Origin of the sequence: Pseudomonas sp. GM49 (genome assembly GCF_000282355.1) — a bacterium.
Taxonomy (GTDB): domain Bacteria; phylum Pseudomonadota; class Gammaproteobacteria; order Pseudomonadales; family Pseudomonadaceae; genus Aquipseudomonas.
In genome coordinates, this window is the sequence record NZ_AKJL01000139.1 from 1 (window position 1) to 4548 (window position 4548).

A 4548-nucleotide genomic window follows, 5' to 3' on the forward strand; every position below is an offset into this window, starting at 1 on the left:
TCGGCTCGTTTTCCCTGGTGGTGCAGCCGATTGCCGACACACTATTGGCATTGGTGCGCCGGGAAAGTGGCAGGCGCCTGATCAGCCTCGATCCGAACGTGCGCCTGAACCCGGAGCCGGACATTGAGCTGTGGCGTAAACGGATCGCGACGCTGGTGGAGTTGGCCGACCTGATCAAGGTCAGCGACGAGGATCTGCATCTGTTGTACCCGGGCCAGGACCCGGCGCAGGTCATCGAAAGCTGGTTGCAGTACCGCTGTCAGCTGGTATTCCTGACCCGGGGCGGCGAAGGCGCCACCGTCTTCAGCCGGGCCCATGGTTCGTGGTCGGCTCCCGCCCGTTCGGTAAAAATCGCTGACACCGTGGGCGCGGGCGATACCTTTCAGGCGGCGCTGATTGCCTGGCTGACAGAACAGCAGCTGGATTCGGTGGAGGGCGTGAAGCAACTTGGCCGCGAACAAATCGACAGCATGCTGAAGTTCGCGGTGCAGGCGGCGGCGCTGACGTGCAGCAAGACCGGGCCGGACTTGCCTTATCGGCAGCAGTTGGAGATGCGCTGAATTCAGGGACCCCATCGCGAGCAAGCTCGCTCCCACATTGGATCACCGTCGGGCATCAATCTACTGTGGGAGCGAGCTTGCTCGCGATGCCTTTCCATCAGGCGCCCGATGGTCTTAACTGATACACAGGATCGCGCATTCGCAACAGGCGACGTTCAGACGGGTTAACCCCCGTTTAACCGTGCGGTCCAACACTTCACTGGACCGCACGCCCTCAGACTGTTCTGACGCCCAGTGCGGCAGGTTCGACAAGCCACACATCGAACTGACTTTCCGCCCGCACCGGAGATCTCTGATGAACACTCGCACCTTGCTGGTTACCACCGCCATCGCCTGCACCGCGTTTGCCGGCCTGGCCCAGGCCAATGACACCACGACCTCTCAAGCCGTGCCCTATCACTACGGCATGCCGTTGCATGTCAGCAAAGTGATTTCACTGACCGAGCCGAGTACCCTGGAGTGCAAAGTGGTAAACGCCCACATGAAGTACATCGATGACACGGGAAAACCCGCAGAAATAACCTACCGTAAACTTTCCGATGCCTGCGACAACCAAAGCTGACTGAAAAGTCTGAATTGGCACTTGGCGGTATTCCTCAGAGGGTCCCGGCGCTATGCACTGGCGCCTCCCTCACCGCCCGCAAGGATTTGCCATGCAGTTGTCGTTTCGCACCTTGTCGACGTTTACCGGCGTGTACCGGTGGAACTCGAAACCGCAGGTTAAAGCGCTTTGCCCAGCATAGAGTGCGGATCGACCTCGACGTGATGCTGTCTGGAACGCAGTTGGGCAATCAATTCGTTGATTTCCCGACAACCATTGAGCCCGGAAGCATCGATGCCAGTGACCAATAGATCGAGCTGATCGGTTTGCCCGTCTGCATAGACCTTGACGGTCATCGACAGATCCGGTGACAGCGTGCACTGGCAGCGCTTGGGCAGAAAACTGCTTTCGATGATGTTGCGAAGTTCCAAGGCAGAAAGAAACATGGCGACTCCCTCCTTTGTGAGACGGCCCATAACGATCAATGCTCGCTCATATGAAATCCCGGCAAGCTTCAAGGACAGCTACAGCATAAAGCATGCACTGAATTTCGCTGTGCAGCTCATCGGCAATTCAAGGGTCCAGGCAAGCCACCTGTAAAACCCGTCATGCAGTTTGCAATTATTGCCCCTGGCAACCCTGCAATTTGCACACTGGGCGCCCCGGGTTTGCATTCACTGCATACGACAGTGAGAATGCCGCCCATCACTTCAAGCAAGGAGGCATCATGAGTTCTTTGACCGTTAACGCGAGTGCAGCACTGTTCGCACTGGGGCTTGCAGGCGTGGCGCACGCCGCCAAACTCGAAGACACCGCGCCCTATCCGAAGGCCGCAAGCGGGTTTACCCGCCAGGTGATCCACCTCGCGCCACAGACCCGGGAAAACGACTTCCAGGTCGAGATCCTGGCTGGCAAAACAATGACCGTCGACTGCAATCACCCCCGTCTGGGCGGCATTCTCGAGGAGAAGAACCTCGAGGGTTGGGGCTACCCGTTCTATCGCCTGGAAAAAGTCATTGGCCCGATGAGCACGCTGATGGCCTGCCCGGACGGCACGAGCAAACAGGACTTTGTACCGGTGGTCGGTGACGGCTTCCTGCTGCGTTACAACAGCAAGCTGCCGCTCGTGCTGTACGTGCCCAAGGACATCGAGGTGCGCTACCGAATCTGGTCGGCATCGAACAAGGTCGAGAAAGCCATTCAGGAATAACCCGGCCGTCCGGTGCCTGCTTGCGGCACCTGCTGTCGACCTGCCCAAGCGTCATGCCGGGGCGCCACTCAACGCGGCGCGCTCGGCCACATGTCCCAGGCTGTCAAAATTGATATTGGCACCTGAGTCGATCGCCACCAGGGTCTGACCCAAAGCACCGGTTTGCGCGACGTATTTCTTGATCCCGGCCACGGCCAGCGCGCCGGAAGGTTCGGTGATCGAGCGGGTATCGTCGTAGATATTCTTGATTGCGGCGCAAAGCTCATCGTTGCTGACTGTCACCACGTCATCGACGCAAAACCGGCAGACCTCGAAACCGTAAGCGCCGATCTGCGCCACCGCCACTCCATCGGCGAAGGTGCCGACGCTGGGCAGGATAACTCGCTCACCGGCCAGCAACGCGGCTTGCAGGCACGCGGAATGCTCCGACTCGACGCCGATGATGCGCACCTCCGGCCGCAAGTATTTGACATAAGCTGCGATGCCTGCGATCAGGCCCCCGCCACCCACCGGCACGAAGATCGCATCCAGCGGACCTTGATGCTGGCGCAGGATTTCCATGGCCACCGTGCCTTGGCCGGCGATCACTTGCGGGTCGTCGAAAGGCGAAACAAAGGTGCGACCGGTTTCAGCAGCCAGATCCAGTGCACAGGCCAGTGCAAACGGAAAGCTTTCGCCATGCAACACCGCTTCGGCGCCGCGACTGCGCACCCCGATGACCTTCAGTTGCGGCGTCGTGCAGGGCATGACGATGGTGGCATTGATCCCCAGTTCCCGCGCGGCCAGGGCTACACCTTGCGCATGATTGCCGGCGGAAGCCGTGACCACGCCGCGAGCCTTTTGTGCTTCGCTCAGTTGCACCAGCTTGTTGTAGGCGCCGCGAATCTTGAAGGAAAAGGTTGGTTGCAAGTCTTCGCGCTTGAGCAAGACCCGGTTACCCAAGGCTTCAGACAAGGCAGGCGCTGGTTGCAACGGCGTGCGCACGGCCAGTTCATACACCGGTGCGGCAAGGATTTTTTTGACGTAGCGCTCAAGCAGGGCTTGCTGATCGGTCGTAAAACTCATGGTTGTCTCCTGACGTTGATCGGGGTCCGGGAGACAGAAAGTAAAAACCCGCCTCCAGGGCGGGTTGGGTGCTGCAGTCGTGAGCTAGCCCGCCAAATGAGGAATGGCGGTAATAATGCTTGGCTGGCAGCGCAATACAGTGGAAGTCATGGCTCGAAATTAGCTGGGTGGTGGTGGCAAGTCAATGGCAAGTTTTGTAGATGCCTTTAGTCTGCCGGCAACTTCAACCCGACCTTGTAAACGCCACCGTTCTCCTCATCGGTCAATACATACAAGTATCCATCCGGCCCCTGCCGCACATCGCGGATGCGTTTTTTCAGCTCCCCGAGCAGGCGCTCCTCGTGTATTACCTTGTCGCCGTCGAACTCCAGGCGGATCAGCTCCTGGCTGACCAACGCGCCGATAAACACGTTGCGCTGCCAGGCCTTGAAACGATCGGCATCGTAGAACGCCATGCCGCTCAGGCCCGGGGATTTTTCCCAGACATGGTTCGGGGCAACGGTGCCTTCAACGGTATCGCCCCTGGCTTCGGGAATCGGTAGACCGGAGTAGTTGATGCCATGGGTCGCCAGCGGCCAGCCGTAATTCTTGCCACGCTCGATGATGTTGATTTCATCGCCGCCCCGAGGGCCGTGTTCGTTTTCCCACAGCGTGCCGTTCCACGGGTTGAGCGCCGCGCCTTGCGGGTTACGCTGCCCGTAGGACCAGATTTCCGGGCGCACGTTGGCCTGGCCGACAAAGGGGTTGTCCTTGGGCACAGTGCCGTCCGGGTAGATTCGCACCACTTTGCCTTGCAGCTTGTCGAGGTCCTGGGCGGTCGGGCGGTCGTTGTTTTCCCCCAGGGTCACGAACAGATAGCCGTCGCGATCGAACACCAGGCGCGAACCAAAATGGTTGCCGACCGAGAGCTTTGGCTCCTGGCGCAGGATCACCTGGAAATCCTTGATCGCCGTCAGATCGTCGGAGAGCCGGCCGCGGCCCACCGCAGTACCGGCCTTGTTACCCTCACCGCCACCTTCGGCATAGGACAGATAGACCATCCGGTCCTGCTTGAAGTCCGGTGACAACGCTACGTCCAGCAAGCCGCCCTGCCCTTTGGCCCAGACCGTTGGCACGCCATTGAGCGGTGCCGACAGCTTGCCGTCGGCGGTGACCAGCCGCAGGGTGCCGGG

General features: G+C 59.7%; 5 protein-coding genes and 1 pseudogene. 3 read left to right on the plus strand and 3 right to left on the minus strand.

Going from position 1 to position 4548, the window contains the following annotated elements:
- Together PMI29_RS16100 and PMI29_RS16095 are read left to right on the plus strand one after the other, a co-directional pair.
- Positions 1-560: PfkB family carbohydrate kinase (locus tag PMI29_RS16100; RefSeq protein ID WP_007997613.1), on the plus strand; the 560-nt coding region annotated here is incomplete at its 5' end.
- A gap of 295 nt (positions 561-855) precedes the next feature.
- The gene (locus tag PMI29_RS16095; RefSeq protein WP_007997615.1) at positions 856-1122 is read left to right on the plus strand and encodes a DUF2790 domain-containing protein; all 267 of its coding nucleotides are present in this window, start codon (positions 856-858) and stop codon (positions 1120-1122) included.
- 158 nt (positions 1123-1280) lie between these two features.
- On the opposite strand, the gene PMI29_RS16090 is transcribed toward PMI29_RS16095, so the two are convergent.
- The gene (locus tag PMI29_RS16090; RefSeq protein ID WP_007997617.1) at positions 1281-1547 is read right to left on the minus strand and encodes a DUF1652 domain-containing protein; all 267 of its coding nucleotides are present in this window, start codon (positions 1545-1547) and stop codon (positions 1281-1283) included.
- Between the two features lie 281 nt (positions 1548-1828).
- Here PMI29_RS16090 and eco point away from each other — a divergent pair, with 281 nt between their 5' ends.
- Positions 1829-2311, plus strand: a complete 483-nt coding sequence (gene eco / locus PMI29_RS16085; RefSeq protein WP_007997620.1) for a serine protease inhibitor ecotin — start codon at positions 1829-1831, stop codon at positions 2309-2311.
- A 69-nt stretch (positions 2312-2380) separates the two neighbouring features.
- Here eco and ilvA read toward each other — a convergent pair.
- Both ilvA and PMI29_RS16075 read right to left on the minus strand, forming a co-directional pair.
- Positions 2381-3376 (minus strand): annotated as a pseudogene (gene ilvA / locus PMI29_RS16080) (threonine ammonia-lyase, biosynthetic); the annotation flags it as partial.
- A gap of 206 nt (positions 3377-3582) precedes the next feature.
- On the minus strand, positions 3583-4548 hold a 966-nt coding region (locus tag PMI29_RS16075), incomplete at its 5' end, for a PQQ-dependent sugar dehydrogenase (RefSeq protein ID WP_007997624.1).